Below are 16,109 nucleotides of genomic sequence, written 5' to 3'. Positions count from 1 at the left end.
CCGGCGGTTAGCCGGGTTTTTGGTCGACCCACTTTGGCGTGACGGTCGGCTTCCAGTTATCCAGGGCGTGGAGCAGCGTTTGCGGCGATTCGCTCACCTGCAGCATGTCACGGTGTGGCTCGCGAACGAAGCCTTCGCCGACGATATGGTCGAGAAAAGCAGTCAGTTTGCTGTAGAACCCCTTCACTTCCAGCAGGCCTAGCGGCTTGCCGTGGTAGCCGAGCTGGCCCCAGGTCCAGACTTCGAACAGTTCTTCCAGGGTGCCGAGGCCACCGGGCAGCGCGATAAACGCATCGCTGAGTTCGGCCATCCGCGCCTTGCGGGCGTGCATGCCGTCGACCACTTCCAGACGCGTCAGGCCTTTGTGACCGATTTCCTTGTCCATCAGGCTCTGCGGGATGATGCCGATCACCTCGCCACCGGCGGCCAGTGCGGCATCGGCAACGATGCCCATCAAACCGACGGCGCCACCGCCATAGACCAACGTCAACTTGCGCTCGGCCAATGCGCGACCAAGGGCCACGGCGGCTTCGGTGTAAGCTGGGTCAGTGCCGGCGTTGGCACCGCAAAATACGCAAACGGACGTGAGAGACATGCCTTTCTCCGGTATCGAATCAGTCGCACAGGGTACTGGCTGGCACGCCTCGATCCAAGGTTTAGCGTTCGCGCTCCGGCGATTCAAAGGTACCGCTGGCGCCACAAGCATAGGCGGCGAGCAAGCTGCACACCAGGCCGTTAAAGATCATGACAGACGCTCCGTTTCACTGAGATGCGCCGATCATGGACTCAGCCGGGTGATCTGGCCGTTAGATTGTGTCGATGAGTGTCATAGCTTGAAAGTTGTATACAATTTTTGACTCAAGTCATAGGAACTTGCGAAGATTTCAGGCAGTCTTTCAACCATTAGTGTTTTTGTTAACCCTGCCTTGGAGATTCACCATGTTTTCCAAAGTTGTTGCGGTATCCCTGCTGGCGTTGGCCAGCAGCCAATTGATGGCTGCCGAGTGCAAAACCACCGTTGACTCCACCGACCAGATGTCCTTCAACACCAAGGCCATCGAAATCGACAAGAGCTGCAAGACCTTCACCATCGAACTGACCCACTCCGGCAGCCTGCCGAAGAACGTCATGGGCCATAACCTGGTGATCAGCAAAGAAGCTGACATGCAGCCGATCGCCACCGATGGCCTGGCTGCCGGTATCGACAAGAACTACCTGAAGGACGGTGATGCACGCGTCATCGCTCACACCAAAATCATCGGCGCCAAGGAAACCGACTCGGTGACCTTCGATGTATCGAAGCTCAATGCCAGTGAAAAATACGGCTTCTTCTGCTCGTTCCCTGGCCACATCTCGATGATGAAAGGCACTGTGACCCTGAAGTAATCAGGTTCACCGCGTCATCGTTATTCGCGGGCAGGCTCGCTCCCACATTCGACCTCGTTCAACTGTGGGAGCGAGCCTGCTCGCGAAAGGGCCTGGTGCATCGACAGATAATCTGGCCAAAGAAAAGCCCGCTGAGGATCACTCCCCAGCGGGCTTTTTCATTCGTTCACGGTTTACGGCGCGAACGGCATCACGCGTTTGTGATGGGTCTTGTTGTACGTATCAACAATGATCTTGAACGCCTCTTCACGCAGCGGCTCACCGTGCAGGAACGCGTCGATCTCGGTGTAGGTCACGCCATGGGACGCTTCGTCCGGTTTGCCCGGCGACAGGTCTTCGAGGTCCGCCGTCGGGACTTTCTCGACCAGCGACTCCGGCGCGCCGAAGCTGCGGGCAATCGCCCGTACCTGGTTTTTCACCAGACCGCTGAGTGGGGCGAGGTCACAGGCGCCGTCGCCGAACTTGGTGAAAAACCCCATCACCGCTTCCGCTGCATGGTCGGTACCGATCACCAGACCACCCGCCGCGCCAGCAATCGTGTACTGCGCCACCATGCGCATCCGCGCCTTGGTGTTACCGAGCACGAAATCCACTGACGCCACTTGCTTGCCTTCGAACGCCGCGACTTCACTGGCCAGCGCTTTCACCGCCGGGCCGATGTTGACGGTGTGGCGTTCGTCCGGATTGATGAAATCCACCGAAGCCTGAGCGTCGTGCTCGTCGAACTGTGTTTCATACGGCAGGCGTACGGCGATGAATTTGTACGCATTGTCGCCGCTACGCTCGCGCAATTCACGCATCGCGCGCTGGGCCAGCAGCCCGGCGGCCAGCGAGTCGACGCCGCCGCTTATGCCCAGCACCAGCGCCTTGAGCCCGGAATTGACCAGGCAGTCCTGAATGAAGGTAATGCGCCGGGCGACTTCGGCTTGCAGGGCCTGGTGGTCGGCGAACGGCGGTTGCACCTTGAGCTGTTCAGCAATCTCACGCTGTACGGCTTGCATGAATTCACTCCTTGCTAGATAGACTGGAATCGGCAGGAACCTGGAAAACGTGTCGCAAATAGGCGACAAAATTCGGATCTTTGCAGTGGGTCTTGCCTGGCTCGTCGGAGATCTTCGCCACCGGTTGGCCGTTGCAGGCGGTCATTTTAAGCACGATGCTCATCGGTTCGACACCCGGAATGTCACAGGTCAGGTTGGTGCCGATGCCAAAGCTCACGTTGATCCGCTCGTGCAGTGCGCGGAATATCTCCAGCGACCGGGGCAAGGTCAGGCTGTCGGAGAACACCAGCGTCTTGCTCATCGGGTCGATGCCGAGCTTGTGATAGTGAGCGATGCATTTTTCGCCCCAGGCTACAGGGTCCCCGGAATCGTGGCGCAACCCGTCGAAAAGCTTGGCAAAGAACAAGTCGAAATCGCCGAGGAACGCATCGGTGGTGATGCAGTCGGTGAGGGCGATCCCCAGCAACCCCCGGTACTCGCGGACCCAGCAATCGAGGGCGGCAATCTGGCTGTCGATCAGCCTTGGCCCGAGTTGCTGGTGCGCCATGATCCACTCGTGGGCCATGGTGCCCAGCGGTTTCATGTCCAGTTCACGAGACAGGTGCACATTGCTGGTGCCGACGAATCGGCCGGGGAAATCGTGCTTGAGCACGTTCACCACTTCTTCCTGCACCCGGTAGGAAAACCGCCGACGGGTACCGAAATCGGCGACCTGCAATTGCGATAGTTCATCGGCCGAAGCATTGGCGGTGAGCCAATCGAACTTGCGATAGAGCTGTTCACGCGCCTGTTCGAGCACGGTCTCGCGATAGCGATAACGGTTGCGCACTTCGCTGACGATGGCCAGCAGCGGTACTTCGTAGAGGATCACATGCAGCCACGGCCCGCGCAGGCGGATAAACAGTTCGCCGTTTTCGATACCGGTGTGCAAGTAGCGCAGATTGAAGCGGAACAGGCCGAGGAAGCGCAGGAAGTCCGGTTTCAGAAAGCTGATGCGCTCCAGAAAGCTCAGTTGATCGGCGCTCAGGCTGAGTTCGGCCAGACGCTCGATCTGAAAGCGGATCTCGGCCAGATACGGACGCAAGTCCTCACTGTTACGGCAACGAAACTCCCATTCGACTTCGACGTTGGGGTAGTTGTGCAGCACCGCCTGCATCATCGTCAGCTTGTAGAAGTCGGTGTCGAGCAGGTTCTGCACGATGCGATCGGCAAACACACTCTCGCTCATAACGGGGTCTCCAGGTGCGCCGCGCCGTGGCGCGGTCTCGAACAATGGCGCTAGTGGCGCATATCAGCGGTGGGGATTGCCAGCGCTTTTTTAGACAACATCAATCTCTGTGGGAGCGAGCCTGCTCGCGAAAGCGTCATGGCGATCGACATTGATATTGAATGCGACGGCCTTTTCGCGAGCAGGCTCGCTCCCACAGTTTGAATATGATCAGGCAATGGGACTGTCGATCTGCTCCAGCATCCACTTCACAAAATCCCTCACCTTGGGCACTTCCGCAGAATGTTCCGGGTAGGCCAGGTAGTAGGCGTCGGTGCTGGGCAGTGCATGCTGCCAGGGAATGACCAGTTTGCCGTCGGCCAATTCCTCTTCCACCAGAAACCGTGGCAGCAGCGCTACACCGCAGCCGACCTGTGCGGCGCGGATGCACATGTAAAAGGTTTCAAAACGCGGGCCGTGGTAGCTGTGTTCGGTCTGATGACCCTGACTGTCGAACCAGTCGTGCCAGGCCTGTGGGCGCGAGGCATTCTGCAGCAGCACCAGATCGGTGAGTTGCGTCGGATCGGTGAAAGGCTGGTCGGGCAGGCTGCCGGGCGCGCACACCGGCACAAGCTCTTCGCCGAACAGCTTCAGGCATTCAGTCCCCGGGCGTGAGCCTTGGCCGAAATAGAACGCCAGATCGCTGCGCCCTTGCAGCAAATCGTCGGCCTCCTGCTCGTTGCACAGGTCCAGATGGATCGACGGATGGCGCAAGCGCCAGCCTTTCAGGCGGGGTACCAGCCAGCGGGCGCCGAAGGTCGAAGGCGTGGAGACGCGCAGGACTTCGGTTTCACCGCCGTAGGAACGCAGGTAATGGGTCGACATCTCTACCTGCGTGAGGATTTTTCTGACTTCCACCAGGTACAAATCCCCAGCCGGAGTCATCTGCAAACGCCGACGTATCCGGCGGAACAACAAGTGCTGCAACAATTCCTCCAGCTGCGCGACCTGTTTGCTGACGGCGCTTTGGGTGAGGTTCAGTTCCTCGGCGGCCCGGGTGAAACTCAGGTGCCGGGTCACGGCCTCGAAGCACTGCAATGCGGTGATCGAAGGCAAGTGGCGTTTGTTCAGCATGGCCGATCCTTTTCTTGTCTTTCTATGCGCAGCATGAATAAACGGAATGATATCTCGCGTAAAGGTCGTTTGTTGCCTCGCCGTACTGACGCTACAACTAAAGGCCTGCCCGGTCGTGAAAAACCGACCGCACACATTCAGTTTTTTGCTTGAGGAGTGACCCATGGTTGCCGCATTGCTTGATCGTCTTGGTGTGAACCCGGCCCTTTATCAGAACGGCAAAGTGCCGGTGCATTCGCCGATCGACGGCAGCCGCATTGCCGCCGTCAACTGGGAAGGCCCGGCCGAAGTCGAGCAGCACATCAGTCGTGCAGATCATGCATTCGAAGCGTGGCGCAAGGTGCCGGCCCCGCGCCGCGGCGAACTGGTGCGCCAATTCGGCGAAGTGTTGCGCGAGTACAAAGCCGATCTCGGCGAGTTGGTCTCGTGGGAGGCGGGCAAGATCACTCAGGAAGGCTTGGGTGAAGTGCAGGAGATGATCGACATCTGCGACTTCGCCGTCGGTCTGTCCCGCCAACTGTACGGCTTGACCATCGCCTCCGAGCGTCCGGGCCACCACATGCGTGAAACCTGGCATCCACTGGGCGTGGTCGGCGTCATCAGCGCCTTTAACTTCCCGGTTGCGGTGTGGGCGTGGAACACCACGCTGGCGCTGGTCTGCGGCAACCCGGTGGTGTGGAAACCCTCGGAGAAAACCCCGCTGACGGCGCTGGCCTGTCAGGCGCTGTTTGACCGCGTGGTGAAGAATTTCAGCGATGCTCCGGCGAGTCTCTGCCAAGTGATCATCGGTGGCCGTGACGCCGGTGAGGCGCTGGTCGATGACCCGCGAGTGGCGCTGATCAGTGCAACCGGCAGCACCCGCATGGGCCGCGAAGTGGCGCCGAAAGTCGCCGCGCGTTTCGCGCGCAGCATTCTCGAACTGGGCGGCAACAACGCGATGATCCTCGGTCCGAGTGCCGACCTCGACATGGCCGTGCGCGCAATCCTGTTCAGCGCGGTCGGCACTGCCGGCCAGCGTTGCACCACGCTGCGTCGCTTGATTGCCCATGAGTCGGTGAAGGAAGAAATCGTCACTCGCCTCAAGGCGGCGTACGCGAAAGTACGTATCGGCCACCCGCTGGAAGGCAATCTGATCGGCCCGCTGATCGATAAACACAGCTTCGAAAACATGCAGGATGCGCTGGAGCAGGCGTTGAGCGAGGGCGGCCGGGTGTTCGGCGGCAAGCGTCAATTGCAGGACCAATTCCCCAACGCTTACTACGTCTCGCCAGCGATTGTTGAAATGCCGGAGCAGAGCGACGTGGTCTGCAGCGAGACCTTCGCGCCGATCCTGTACGTGGTCGGCTATAGCGATTTCGAGGAAGCGCTGCGCCTGAACAACGCTGTGCCGCAAGGTCTGTCATCGTGCATTTTCACTACGGATGTGCGCGAGGCTGAACGGTTCATGTCGGCGGTCGGCAGCGACTGTGGCATCGCCAACGTCAATATCGGCCCGAGCGGCGCGGAAATCGGCGGCGCGTTTGGTGGCGAGAAGGAGACCGGTGGCGGTCGTGAGTCGGGTTCCGATGCCTGGCGCGGGTACATGCGCCGCCAGACCAACACCGTGAACTATTCGCTGGAGTTGCCGCTGGCGCAGGGCATTACGTTCGACTGATATCAGGGCGGCTCTTTCCCTGTGGGAGCGAGCCTGCTCGCGAAGACCATGAGTCAGTCGACATCAATGTTGGCTGAAACGCCGCTTTCGCGAGCAGGCTCGCTCCCACAGGATCAGCAGTGTGTTTGGCAGGTTTCTGTTGGAGTCTGGCAATGCCGTTACGCGAAGAGTGTCTGTGGGAAAAGCTCACGCCACTGAGGCCCGATAACATGGCGCTCAAGGGTGAGGTCAAGGTGGATGTCTGCGTGATCGGCGCCGGGTTCACCGGGTTGTCGGCGGCCCTGCATCTGTTGGAAAAAGGCAAAACCGTCTGCGTGCTGGAAGCTCATCGCGCCGGTCACGGCGGCTCCGGGCGCAATGTCGGGCTGGTCAACGCCGGTATGTGGATCCCGCCGGACGAGATCGAAGCCGGTTTCGGCGAGGCGGTCGGCAGCCAGCTCAACCGCATGCTCGGGGCAGCGCCTTCACTGGTGTTCAGCCTTGTGGATAAGTACAACATCGATTGCCAGTTACGCCGCGAAGGCACGCTGCACATGGCGCACAACGCCAAGGGCGAGGCGGATCTGCGCAGTCGTGAGCAACAATGGAAACGCCGCGGCGCACCGGTCGAATTACTGACCGGCAAGGCCTGTGAACAAGCCACCGGTACCCAGAAAATCGCCGCCGCCCTGCTTGATCGTCGGGCCGGCACGCTCAATCCGATGGCCTATGTCACCGGTCTGGCGAATGCCGTGATCAGCCTCGGTGGGCAGATGTTTGATCATTCTCCGGTCACTCGACTTGAACGGGTTGGGCAACAATGGTCGGTGCAGACCGAGCACGGTTCGGTGCTGGCCGAGCAAGTGGTGATCGCCTCCAACGCCTACACCGAAGGCGACTGGACCGAACTCAAACGCAACTTCTTCCCCGGTTACTACTATCAGGTCGCCTCGGTGCCACTGACCGAAGAGGCCGCGCAGGACATTCTGCCGGGCGGGCAGGGGTCGTGGGATACGCGGCAAGTGTTGAGCAGCATTCGCCGCGACAAAGAAGGGCGGTTGTTGCTCGGCAGTCTCGGCAACGGTAATCAGAAACCGACCTGGTTTCTCAAGGCCTGGGCCGATCGGGTGCAACAGCATTACTTCCCCAATCTGAAACCTGTCGAATGGGAATGCACCTGGACAGGGCGTATTGCGTTCACACCCGATCACTTGATGCGCCTGTTCGAACCGGCGCCGGGTCTGGTTGCCGTCACCGGTTATAACGGCCGTGGCGTGACGACCGGCACCGTGGTCGGCAAGGCCTTCGCCGATTACCTGTGTGATGGCAATCCTCAGGCCCTGCCGATTCCCTTTGCACCGATGCAGCCGCTGGCAGGCGTGGGCTTGCGCAGTTGCTTGTACGAGGCCGGGTTCTCGCTGTATCACGCGGGCCAGTGCCTGCGCATCGTCATTTGAGTGTTGAAATATGTTGCGTGAAGCGGCGCTTTTTCGCTTAGCGACTAGCCTGTAATGGTGCGGGTTGTAGCAGTCCCGCACCAGCAGTGTGCAGTTCGGTGACGCGGGCTGTTACAGGCTGGTTGCACGTCGATTGGTGCCGCGGTTGCAATGATGGCGCAAGCGGGTTGCGCCTGAAAAAATAAATGGTTTCACCTTCCGCGGTTTAGACGGTTGCACGCCCAATGAAAATGGGAACGAAACAGTCGAAATAACAAGAAAGCAGCGACTTTTTGAAGAATAAAAAACCGATGGCACGGCCCTTGCTCTGAGCATCAGGAGAAGTGAAGTCGCAGTGCCAACTAAAAAAAACCTTGGAGCACCACCTCATGTCCCAGACGTTTTACAAGAAAGGCTTTCTGGCCCTCGCAGTGGCTACTGCGTTGGGTGTTTCTGCGTTTGCTCAAGCTGATGTGAAAATCGGTGTAGCGGGACCCATGACTGGCGCCAACGCGGCATTTGGCGAGCAGTACATGAAGGGGGCACAGGCAGCGGCTGATGCGGTCAACGCAGCAGGCGGCGTCAACGGGGAAAAAATCGTACTGGTCAAGGGCGATGACGCCTGCGAGCCGAAGCAGGCCGTGACGGTCGCCAAGGACCTCACTAACCAGAAAGTCGCCGGCGTGGTCGGTCACTTCTGCTCCTCTTCGACCATTCCAGCGTCGGAAATCTATGACGAAGCGGGCATCATCGCGATCACTCCGGGTTCCACCAACCCGCAAGTGACCGAGCGCGGTCTGAGCGCCATGTTCCGTATGTGCGGCCGTGACGACCAGCAAGGTATTGTTGCCGGCGACTACATCGTCGACGTGCTCAAGGGCAAGAAAGTCGTCGTGCTGCACGACAAAGACACCTACGGTCAGGGCCTGGCGGATGCTACCAAGGCACAGCTTGAGAAGCGTGGCGTGAAGCCGGTGTTGTACGAAGGCCTGACCCGTGGTGAAAAAGACTTCAGCACCATCGTCACCAAAATCCGCGGCGCTGGCGCCGACGTTGTCTACTTCGGTGGTTTGCACCCGGAAGCCGGCCCACTGGTTCGTCAACTGCGTGAGCAAGGCCTCAAAGACGTCAAGTTCATGTCCGATGACGGCATCGTTACCGACGAACTGGTGACCACCGCTGGCGGCCCGCAATTCGTCGATGGCGTGCTGATGACCTTCGGCGCCGACCCACGCATGCTGCCGGACAGCAAGGCTGTGGTGGATGCCTTCCGCAAGGCTGGCACCGAGCCTGAAGGCTACACCCTGTATGCCTACGCTTCGGTTCAGACCCTGGCCGCCGCTTTCAATGGCGCCAAATCCAACAACGGTGAAAAAGCCGCCGAGTGGCTGAAGAAAAACCCGGTGAAAACCGTCATGGGCGAGAAAGCCTGGGACACCAAGGGCGACCTGAAAGTCTCCGACTACGTGGTTTACCAGTGGGACAAGGACGGCAAATATCACCAGCTGGAAAAACAGAAGTAAGGGCTGACGCGATCAGATGATCCACAGATCCCCTGTGGGAGCGAGCTTGCTCGCGAATACGGGGTGTCAGTCGCCACAAACGGTAACTGATACGCCGCTTTCGCGAGCAAGCTCGCTCCCACAAGGGGCTGGGGTGGGTCTTTCTGATCGTGGCTGACATTGCTCCGACGTAATTCTGTATTTTTCCTAGAAGAACCGCACATCAACGATGTGCAGGTTCTCACTGCGTGAGATTGCGTTATGGATGGTATTTTCCTGCAGCAACTGGTCAACGGCCTGACCCTCGGGTCGGTCTATGGCCTGATCGCCATCGGCTACACAATGGTCTACGGCATCATCGGCATGATCAACTTCGCCCACGGCGAGGTTTACATGATTTCCGCTTACCTGGCGGCAATCAGTCTGGCTCTGCTGGCTTACTTCGGTATCGAATCTTTCCCTCTGCTGATGCTCGGCACCCTGATTTTCACCATCGTCGTCACGGCGGTGTATGGCTGGGTCATCGAGCGTGTTGCCTACAAACCCCTGCGTAACTCCACACGGCTGGCGCCGCTGATCAGCGCCATCGGTATTTCGCTGATCCTGCAAAACTACGCACAGATCGCCCAAGGCGCCAAACAGCAGGGTGTTCCGACGCTGCTCACCGGTGCATGGCGGGTTGAAGTCGGTACCGGCTTCGTACAACTGACCTACACCAAAGTCTTCATTCTGGTGGCCGCATTCGTCGGCATGGGGCTGCTGACCTACATCATCAAGTACACCAAGCTCGGCCGCATGTGCCGCGCCACTCAGCAAGACCGCAAGATGGCCTCGATCCTGGGAATCAACACCGACCGGGTGATTTCCTACGTGTTCATCATCGGTGCTGCCATGGCTGCACTCGCTGGTGTGCTGATCACCATGAACTACGGCACCTTCGACTTCTACGCCGGCTTCATCATCGGCATCAAGGCGTTCACCGCAGCGGTACTCGGCGGGATCGGTTCGCTGCCCGGCGCCATGTTGGGCGGGATCATCCTCGGCATCTCCGAGTCGCTGTTCTCCGGCCTGGTCAACTCCGACTACAAAGACGTGTTCAGCTTCTCGCTGCTCGTACTTGTTCTGGTCTTCCGGCCGCAGGGCCTGTTGGGCCGTCCTCTTGTGTCGAAGGTGTAAGCGATGTCTGCAACCACTGAAAAATCCATTGATATCAAAAAGAGCCTGGTCGAGGCGATTCTCGCCGGTCTGATTGCCCTGATCGTTTTCGGACCTATCGTCGGTGTCGTGCTCGACGGTTACAGCTTCAACCTGGAAGTGACCCGCGTGGCGTGGATCATTGCCATCGTCATGGCTGGCCGCTTTGCCCTCAGCCTGTTCCTGCAAACGCCCAAGGGCCTGAAGATTCTCGACGGATTCGAGAGCACCGGGTCTGGCGTGCATGTATTGCCACCGGACTACAAATCCCGGCTGCGCTGGATCATCCCGCTGATGATTGTGCTGGCCGTGGCCGTACCGTTCTTCTCCAACTCGTACTTGCTGGGCGTGGTCATCCTCGGGTTGATCTACGTGCTGTTGGGGCTGGGGCTGAACATTGTGGTTGGCCTTGCCGGTCTGCTCGACCTCGGTTACGTGGCGTTCTACGCCATCGGTGCCTACGGCCTGGCGCTCGGTTATCAATATCTCGGTCTGGGTTTCTGGACGGTGCTGCCGCTGGCGGCGATCACCGCTGGCCTTGCCGGCTGCATCCTCGGTTTCCCGGTGCTGCGCCTGCATGGCGACTATCTGGCGATCGTGACCCTGGGCTTCGGGGAGATCATTCGTCTGGTGCTCAACAACTGGCTGTCCCTCACGGGTGGCCCGAACGGCATGGCGGCGCCGCTGCCGACGTTCTTCGGCCTGGAGTTTGGCAAACGAGCGAAGGATGGCGGGGTGCCGTTTCATGAGTACTTCGGTATCGCCTACAACCCGGACGTGAAGTACTACTTCATCTACGCGGTGCTGTTCCTGGTCGTGCTGGCGGTGCTGTACATCAAGCATCGACTGGTGAAGATGCCGGTCGGTCGCGCTTGGGAAGCCTTGCGTGAAGATGAAATCGCCTGCCGCTCGATGGGCCTCAACCACGTACTGGTCAAGCTCTCGGCCTTCACCATCGGCGCGTCGACGGCGGGTCTGGCGGGTGTGTTCTTCGCCACTTATCAAGGCTTCGTCAACCCGACCTCGTTTACGTTCTTCGAATCGGCCCTGATCCTCGCCATCGTCGTCCTCGGCGGCATGGGCTCGACCATCGGCGTGGTGATTGCAGCGTTTGTGCTGACCGTCGCCCCGGAACTGCTGCGCGGCTTTGCTGAGTATCGCGTGCTGCTGTTCGGCATTCTGATGGTGTTGATGATGATCTGGCGACCACGCGGGTTGATTCGCATCAGCCGTACCGGGGTCAAACCACGCAAAGGTGCCATTCACTACGAGAGGACTGCGCCATGAGTGAAGTCGTACTCTCTGTTGAAAAACTGATGATGCATTTCGGTGGCATCAAGGCGTTGAGCGATGTCAGCCTGAAGGTCAAACGCAACTCGATCTTCGCCCTGATCGGCCCCAACGGTGCCGGCAAGACCACGGTGTTCAACTGCCTGACCGGTTTCTACAAGGCGTCCGGCGGCAAGATCGAACTCAACGTGCGCGGCCGGCAGACCAACGTCATCCAGCTATTGGGTGAGTCGTTCAAACCGACCGACTTCGTTTCGCCGAAAAGCTTTCTCAGCCGGATGTACTACAAGATGTTCGGCGGCACCCATCTGGTGAACCGCGCAGGCCTGGCTCGTACCTTCCAGAACATTCGTCTGTTCAAGGAAATGTCCGTGCTGGAAAACCTGCTGGTGGCCCAGCACATGTGGGTCAACCGCAACATGCTCGCCGGCATCCTTAACACCAAAGGCTATCGCAAAGCCGAAAGCGACGCGCTGGACTGTGCGTTCTACTGGCTGGAAGTGGTCGATCTGGTCGACTGCGCCAACCGTCTCGCCGGTGAGCTCTCGTACGGCCAGCAACGCCGTCTGGAGATCGCCCGGGCCATGTGCACGCGGCCGCAGATCATCTGCCTCGACGAACCGGCCGCTGGCCTCAACCCTCAGGAAACCGAAGCACTGAGCGCAATGATCCGGCTGCTGCGCGACGAGCATGATCTGACCGTGGTGCTGATCGAACACGACATGGGCATGGTAATGAGCATTTCCGACCACATCGTGGTGCTGGACCACGGCATCGTTATCGCTGAGGGGGGACCTGAAGCCATCCGTAACGACCCGAAAGTGATTGCCGCCTACCTGGGCGCGGATGAAGAGGAGCTGGTATGAGCCAACCGATCCTCGAACTGAAAAACCTGGACGTGTTCTACGGCCCGATCCAGGCACTCAAAGGCGTTTCGTTGCAGATCAATGAAGGGGAAACCGTCAGCCTGATCGGCTCCAATGGCGCGGGTAAATCAACATTGCTGATGTCGATCTTTGGCCAGCCCCGGGCGGCGAATGGGCAGATCATTTATCAAGGCGTCGACATTACCCACAAGTCCTCGCACTACATCGCCTCCAACGGCATTGCGCAGTCGCCGGAAGGACGGCGGGTGTTCCCTGACATGACCGTCGAGGAAAACCTGTTGATGGGCACCATCCCGATTGGCGACAAGTATGCCAAAGAGGATATGCAGCGCATGTTCGAGCTGTTCCCACGGCTTGAAGAGCGGCGCACGCAGCGGGCGATGACCATGTCCGGCGGTGAACAGCAGATGCTCGCCATTGCTCGCGCATTGATGAGCCGACCCAAGCTGTTGCTGCTCGATGAACCGAGCCTGGGTCTGGCGCCGATTGTGGTGAAGCAGATCTTCGCGACCCTGCGGGAACTGGCCAAAACCGGCATGACGATCTTCCTCGTCGAGCAGAACGCCAACCATGCGTTGAAGCTGTCGGATCGCGCGTACGTGATGGTCAACGGCGAGATTCGCCTGACGGGCACCGGTAAGGAGTTGCTGGTGAACGAGGAGGTGCGTAACGCCTATCTGGGCGGGCACTGAGTTTCATCGTTATGCACAAGCCCCGACGCGCGAGCCTCGGGGCTTTTTTATCCCTGCGATGCACCCCAATCCCGGTGGGAGCTGGCTTGCCAGCGATAGCGGTTCACCATCCAGCCAGGGTGTTGTCAGTGACTCCCCCATCGCTGGCAAGCCAGCTCCCACAGGTTCATTGGTGCACTCTGATGAAATTGTGGAAAACAAATTCCGCTACCTGCCAAAGCGCGACATATAGACGCTGCAAATGGCTGTTTTTCCACAGTTTTGACTTGTCCCCGTTTACTGTGGAGCTGGCTGTGAATAACGTGGGAGTAGCTGGCTGAAACCCTTTAGATCCGTGGCTCTCAGGCGTGTGGTTGTTTTTTGATCAGGCGTTTTTGCTGACGTGGCAGACGTCTTTGTCAACCTTTTTGTGGGGACTGCATCGCCGCAGTTTTGATGGGTGTAAGGCTGTGGATAAGTCTGTGATTAAACTCTGGAAAGACCCCGCTAAGGGCCGTAATTACTGGCCTCGCGCAATCACTGCTCCAACCGACCTGTCGTGCAAAATGCCATGTCCCGCACAGGTAGCGCTCCGTGGTCAAGCAAAAAACTTTCCATTCCGCCCGCAAAGCCTTGTGTGGCGCGGCTTTGCGCGCTTCCACTTGCCCCCGGAAACTGTGGAAGGGACTGTGGATAACATGCGTGCACATGGCTACAGGCCACGCTGGCTATGGCGTCGGAACGATTGTTTGTTTTTTATACAGCGAGCGGGTGTTGCCCGTGCTTGCGTGGCCGGGCATGCTGCCTGCTGATTTTCTATTCCAATGGCTGCCCTCGCGGTCGAAGCAAGGAGAACACGATGTCCAACACCCTTTTTATCACCGGCGCGACGTCCGGTTTTGGTGAAGCTTGCGCCCGTCGTTTTGCCGAGGCTGGCTGGAAACTGGTGCTAACCGGTCGTCGTGAAGAACGCCTCAACGCCCTTTGCGCTGAGTTGTCCAAGCAGACGGAAGTGCATGGCCTGGTGCTTGATGTGCGCGATCGCAAGGCGATGGAGGAGGCGATTGCCAACCTGCCTCCATCGTTCGCCACACTGCGTGGCCTTATCAATAACGCGGGCCTGGCGCTGGGCGTGGACCCTGCGCCGAAATGCGATCTGGATGATTGGGACACCATGGTCGACACCAACGTCAAAGGCCTGATGTACGCCACTCGCTTGCTGTTGCCGCGCCTGATCGCCCATGGTCGTGGCGCTGGTATCGTCAACCTCGGCTCCATCGCCGGCAACTATCCGTACCCTGGCAGCCATATCTACGGCGCGACCAAAGCGTTTGTTAAGCAGTTTTCGCTGAACCTGCGCTGCGACTTGCAGGGCACCGGCGTGCGCGTCAGCAACATTGAGCCGGGGCTGTGCGAGAGCGAATTCTCGCTGGTGCGTTTCGCCGGTGATCAGGAACGGTACAACGCCACCTACGCCGGGGCCGAGCCGATCCAGCCGCAGGACATCGCCGAGACGATTTTCTGGGTGATGAATGCGCCGGCGCATATCAACATCAATAGCCTGGAATTGATGCCGGTGAGCCAGACCTGGGCCGGCTTTGCCATCGAGCGGAACAAGGCTTAAGACCGCGTAATGACCATCGCTGGCAAGCCAGCTCCCACAGGGTCTTCGGCCTAGACATAATCTTGTGACCGACTCGATACCTGTGGGGGCTGAGTTGCCAGCGATGGGCCAAAACAGGCAATAAATCCCGATAAGGTAGACTCCTCTCCCAGCAACCCCACCGCACCCCGCGGTTTTCAAGGTTTTCAGAGGAGGCTACGTGAGTAACCGAGGTGAGCAGTCGCTGCTCAAACAATCGACCATCCTGATGTTCGCCGTGTCGATTGCCGGGATCGTCACCGGTTTTGTTTCAGGTTCCCAATCCATCCTGTTCGATGGTTTTTTCTCGCTGATCGCAACCTTCATCAAAGTACTGATGCTGATCACTGCCAAGCTGATCGCCAAGCAAAGCAATCACCGTTTCCAGTTCGGCTTCTGGCATCTGGAACCCATGGTGCTGCTGATTGAAGGCAGTTTCCTGCTGTTGATTGCCATCTACGCGTTTCTCAACGGTGTGTTCGGCATCATCGACGGTGGCCGGGACATTGAGTTGGGTCTGGTGATCATCTATGCCGCCGTGTTTACCGTGGTCGAGTTCGCGTACTTCTTCTACGTGCGTCGGCGCAATCGCAAGCTCAAATCCAGTCTGATCCAGTTCGACAACATCAGTTGGCTGGTGGACGCGATGCTTTCTGTGGGCCTGTTGATCAGTTTCCTCACGGCGTTGCTGCTCAAGTCCCAGGGCTATGGCGAATGGGCGGTTTACGTCGATCCGCTGATCCTGATCGTACTGGCCCTGACCATGCTGACACCGGCCTTCAAGATCCTCGGCCCGGCATTACGCGATGTGCTTGGCATTGCACCGGACACGCTGAATGACCACGTGCGCCAGGTGATGGACGCGGCGAAGGCCGAGCATGGTTTCGACGATTACGTGTCCTACGTGCAGAAGCACGGGCGGGCGCGGTTTATCGAGATTCATGTGGTGTTGCCGGTGGATTACCGACTGGAGCACGTCGGGCAACTCGATGCGCTGCGTGAAGAGATTTCCGCGAAGCTGGGCAAACCGGATGCGGCGCGATGGTTGACCATCAGCTTCACGGGCGACAAGAAATGGATTGCCTAGATACCGTGTAACGCCGTACGCGAGCAAGCTCGCTCCCAC

The 16,109-nt window shown here is 58.9% G+C and carries 14 protein-coding genes; 10 read left to right on the top strand and 4 right to left on the bottom strand.

What is annotated here, in order from left to right; genetic code table 11:
• Positions 1–7 precede the first annotated feature (7 nt).
• Positions 8–595 (bottom strand): TIGR00730 family Rossman fold protein, encoded by a 588-nt coding sequence (locus AB4P91_RS02595; RefSeq protein WP_047299503.1) that lies wholly within the window; start codon positions 593–595, stop codon positions 8–10.
• A 344-nt stretch (positions 596–939) separates the two neighbouring features.
• Between AB4P91_RS02595 and azu the strand changes: the two genes are divergently transcribed.
• Positions 940–1,386 carry an azurin gene (azu, locus tag AB4P91_RS02590; RefSeq protein ID WP_042557408.1) on the top strand — a complete coding sequence of 149 codons (447 nt, stop codon included), beginning with the start codon at positions 940–942 and terminating at the stop codon, positions 1,384–1,386.
• A gap of 173 nt (positions 1,387–1,559) precedes the next feature.
• Here azu and nadE read toward each other — a convergent pair whose 3' ends face one another.
• From nadE to AB4P91_RS02575, 3 genes are all read right to left on the bottom strand, one after another.
• Positions 1,560–2,387 (bottom strand): ammonia-dependent NAD(+) synthetase, encoded by an 828-nt coding sequence (nadE, locus tag AB4P91_RS02585; protein WP_395604266.1) that lies wholly within the window; start codon positions 2,385–2,387, stop codon positions 1,560–1,562.
• Between the two features lie 4 nt (positions 2,388–2,391).
• Positions 2,392–3,615 (bottom strand): nicotinate phosphoribosyltransferase, encoded by a 1,224-nt coding sequence (gene pncB, locus AB4P91_RS02580; RefSeq protein ID WP_042557410.1) that lies wholly within the window; start codon positions 3,613–3,615, stop codon positions 2,392–2,394.
• A 210-nt stretch (positions 3,616–3,825) separates the two neighbouring features.
• Positions 3,826–4,728, bottom strand: a complete 903-nt coding sequence (locus AB4P91_RS02575) for a LysR family transcriptional regulator (RefSeq protein WP_150594057.1) — start codon at positions 4,726–4,728, stop codon at positions 3,826–3,828.
• A gap of 163 nt (positions 4,729–4,891) precedes the next feature.
• On the opposite strand from AB4P91_RS02575, the gene AB4P91_RS02570 reads away from it, so the two are divergent.
• The 9 genes from AB4P91_RS02570 to AB4P91_RS02530 all read left to right on the top strand — a co-directional run bounded on the left by AB4P91_RS02570 (position 4,892) and on the right by AB4P91_RS02530 (position 16,070).
• Positions 4,892–6,382: an aldehyde dehydrogenase family protein gene (locus AB4P91_RS02570; RefSeq protein ID WP_042557412.1), complete on the top strand. Its 1,491-nt coding sequence runs from the start codon at positions 4,892–4,894 to the stop codon at positions 6,380–6,382.
• A 152-nt stretch (positions 6,383–6,534) separates the two neighbouring features.
• Positions 6,535–7,818 (top strand): NAD(P)/FAD-dependent oxidoreductase, encoded by a 1,284-nt coding sequence (locus tag AB4P91_RS02565; protein WP_395604265.1) that lies wholly within the window; start codon positions 6,535–6,537, stop codon positions 7,816–7,818.
• A 368-nt stretch (positions 7,819–8,186) separates the two neighbouring features.
• Entirely contained in the window at positions 8,187–9,320 is a 1,134-nt protein-coding gene (locus AB4P91_RS02560) for an ABC transporter substrate-binding protein (RefSeq protein WP_150596085.1), read from the top strand.
• Positions 9,321–9,560: 240 nt separating this feature from the next.
• The gene (locus AB4P91_RS02555; RefSeq protein ID WP_042557415.1) at positions 9,561–10,475 is read left to right on the top strand and encodes a branched-chain amino acid ABC transporter permease; all 915 of its coding nucleotides are present in this window, start codon (positions 9,561–9,563) and stop codon (positions 10,473–10,475) included.
• A gap of 3 nt (positions 10,476–10,478) precedes the next feature.
• Entirely contained in the window at positions 10,479–11,780 is a 1,302-nt protein-coding gene (livM, locus tag AB4P91_RS02550) for a high-affinity branched-chain amino acid ABC transporter permease LivM (RefSeq protein WP_150594061.1), read from the top strand.
• Complete coding sequence (locus tag AB4P91_RS02545; RefSeq protein ID WP_150594062.1) at positions 11,777–12,649, top strand: ABC transporter ATP-binding protein; 873 nt, start codon at positions 11,777–11,779, stop codon at positions 12,647–12,649. The genes livM and AB4P91_RS02545 overlap by 4 nt, the downstream gene beginning before the upstream one ends.
• On the top strand, positions 12,646–13,362 hold the full coding sequence (locus AB4P91_RS02540) for an ABC transporter ATP-binding protein (protein WP_150594063.1): 717 nt from the start codon (positions 12,646–12,648) through the stop codon (positions 13,360–13,362). The genes AB4P91_RS02545 and AB4P91_RS02540 overlap by 4 nt, the downstream gene beginning before the upstream one ends.
• 838 nt (positions 13,363–14,200) lie before the next feature.
• Positions 14,201–14,965, top strand: a complete 765-nt coding sequence (locus tag AB4P91_RS02535) for an SDR family oxidoreductase (protein WP_150596087.1) — start codon at positions 14,201–14,203, stop codon at positions 14,963–14,965.
• A 199-nt stretch (positions 14,966–15,164) separates the two neighbouring features.
• On the top strand, positions 15,165–16,070 hold the full coding sequence (locus tag AB4P91_RS02530) for a cation diffusion facilitator family transporter (RefSeq protein WP_150594065.1): 906 nt from the start codon (positions 15,165–15,167) through the stop codon (positions 16,068–16,070).
• The last annotated feature ends 39 nt before the right edge of the window (positions 16,071–16,109 follow it).

This window comes from Pseudomonas sp. B21128, assembly GCF_044218865.1.
Classification (GTDB): domain Bacteria; phylum Pseudomonadota; class Gammaproteobacteria; order Pseudomonadales; family Pseudomonadaceae; genus Aquipseudomonas; species Aquipseudomonas iridis.
The sequence above is the reverse complement of the archived record's forward strand: the minus strand, read 5'-3'. Positions and strand labels throughout refer to the sequence as shown.

Coding starts and splice junctions, on each gene's coding strand:
- AB4P91_RS02570 (WP_042557412.1), top strand. CDS start 4,892: ATGGTTGCCGCATTGCTTGATCGTCTTGGTGTGAACCCGGCCCTTTAT.
- AB4P91_RS02595 (WP_047299503.1), bottom strand. CDS start 595: ATGTCTCTCACGTCCGTTTGCGTATTTTGCGGTGCCAACGCCGGCACT.
- livM (WP_150594061.1), top strand. CDS start 10,479: ATGTCTGCAACCACTGAAAAATCCATTGATATCAAAAAGAGCCTGGTC.
- AB4P91_RS02560 (WP_150596085.1), top strand. CDS start 8,187: ATGTCCCAGACGTTTTACAAGAAAGGCTTTCTGGCCCTCGCAGTGGCT.
- pncB (WP_042557410.1), bottom strand. CDS start 3,615: ATGAGCGAGAGTGTGTTTGCCGATCGCATCGTGCAGAACCTGCTCGAC.
- AB4P91_RS02535 (WP_150596087.1), top strand. CDS start 14,201: ATGTCCAACACCCTTTTTATCACCGGCGCGACGTCCGGTTTTGGTGAA.
- AB4P91_RS02555 (WP_042557415.1), top strand. CDS start 9,561: ATGGATGGTATTTTCCTGCAGCAACTGGTCAACGGCCTGACCCTCGGG.
- AB4P91_RS02565 (WP_395604265.1), top strand. CDS start 6,535: ATGCCGTTACGCGAAGAGTGTCTGTGGGAAAAGCTCACGCCACTGAGG.
- azu (WP_042557408.1), top strand. CDS start 940: ATGTTTTCCAAAGTTGTTGCGGTATCCCTGCTGGCGTTGGCCAGCAGC.
- AB4P91_RS02545 (WP_150594062.1), top strand. CDS start 11,777: ATGAGTGAAGTCGTACTCTCTGTTGAAAAACTGATGATGCATTTCGGT.
- AB4P91_RS02540 (WP_150594063.1), top strand. CDS start 12,646: ATGAGCCAACCGATCCTCGAACTGAAAAACCTGGACGTGTTCTACGGC.
- AB4P91_RS02575 (WP_150594057.1), bottom strand. CDS start 4,728: ATGCTGAACAAACGCCACTTGCCTTCGATCACCGCATTGCAGTGCTTC.
- nadE (WP_395604266.1), bottom strand. CDS start 2,387: ATGCAAGCCGTACAGCGTGAGATTGCTGAACAGCTCAAGGTGCAACCG.